This is a genomic window from Kitasatospora sp. NPDC085895, from assembly GCF_040702125.1.
Taxonomy (GTDB): Bacteria; Actinomycetota; Actinomycetes; order Streptomycetales; family Streptomycetaceae; genus Kitasatospora; species Kitasatospora arboriphila.
Map to the genome: position 1 here is coordinate 1 of NZ_JBFBJY010000252.1, position 1,091 is coordinate 1,091.

The following is a 1,091-nucleotide window of genomic DNA, read 5'->3' on the forward strand; positions in this document are numbered from 1 at the left end:
ATGTGGACGGATTGCCCTTTATGCCCTAGTAAGTCCCTCGCCAGGTTGGTGTGGTCTCGTCCGTTATGCGCTTGGTGAGGTTGTCGATCGAGGCGATGTGGATCATGGCTTCGGAGCTGACTGGCAGGGTCTCGTAGTCGCGGGCGAGCCGGCGGCGCAACATGAGCCAGCCCAGGCTTCGTTCGACTACCCAGCGTCTTTTCACGACGTGGAAGCCGCGGACGTCGGACTTTCGGTGAACGACCTCGACGTCGATTCCGAGGTCGGCTCCGTGCTCGATCGTGGCGTTCTTGAAGCCGGTGTCGACCCAGCTCTTGGAGATGCTCGGGTAGGTCTTCTTGGCTTGGTTGAGGAGGTGGATTCCCAGGGCGTTCTCGGACAGGCTCGCGGCGGTGACGGTGACGGCGAGGATCAGGCCGATGGTGTCGGTGAGGATGCCGCGCTTGCGGCCGACGATCTTCTTCGCAGCATCGGCTCCCTGGCTGGTCAGGGGTACGTTGGTGGAGGTCTTCACGCTCTGGGTGTCGATGACGGACGCGGTCGGTTCGGGGTTGCGCCCTTCCTTCACGCGGGCCAGGCCGGTCAGGTCGTAGTTGAGTTCCGCGAAGATTCCTTCGTCGCGCCAGGCCGCGTAGTAGGCGTAGACGGTGCCGTGGTTCGGGAAGTCGTGCGGAAGGTACTTCCAGGGGATTCCTGTGCGGTTGATGTAGAGGATCGCGTTGAAGACGTCGCGCAGGTCGACTTTCGGCGGCTTTCCGGTGGGCCTTCGGTCGAGTCGGGCTTTTCTCCAGGCCGTCAGTTTCGGCTCGATCAGGGCCCATCGTGCGTCGGACAGGTCGCTTGGGTACGGCTTCCGCTCAGTCATGACACAGCGTCAGCATGAATGGGGCGGAGGAGCCGGTTCCACTGCCACTCGGGCGGTTCTATGACTTCTTCAAACCAGACGGACTTCGGGGGATGGAAGCGGGCGAGACGGACTCCGGCTCCCGCCCCCTGCGTGGGGGCATACTTCACCTTCGACGCAGACTGGTACAGATCATGGCAGGGGCGAAAGTGAGATACCGGATGATCGCCATCAAAATGCCCACTCA

1 protein-coding gene is annotated in these 1,091 nt (G+C 62.3%); it reads right to left on the bottom strand.

Annotated features, from left to right (window positions below; genetic code table 11):
• Window positions 1-25: 25 nt before the first annotated feature.
• Window positions 26-865, bottom strand: coding sequence for an IS5 family transposase (locus tag AB0442_RS42635; RefSeq protein WP_366168873.1), 840 nt, complete (start codon window positions 863-865; stop codon window positions 26-28).
• Window positions 866-1,091: the final 226 nt, after the last annotated feature.

Coding starts and splice junctions, on each gene's coding strand:
- AB0442_RS42635 (WP_366168873.1), bottom strand. CDS start 865: ATGACTGAGCGGAAGCCGTACCCAAGCGACCTGTCCGACGCACGATGG.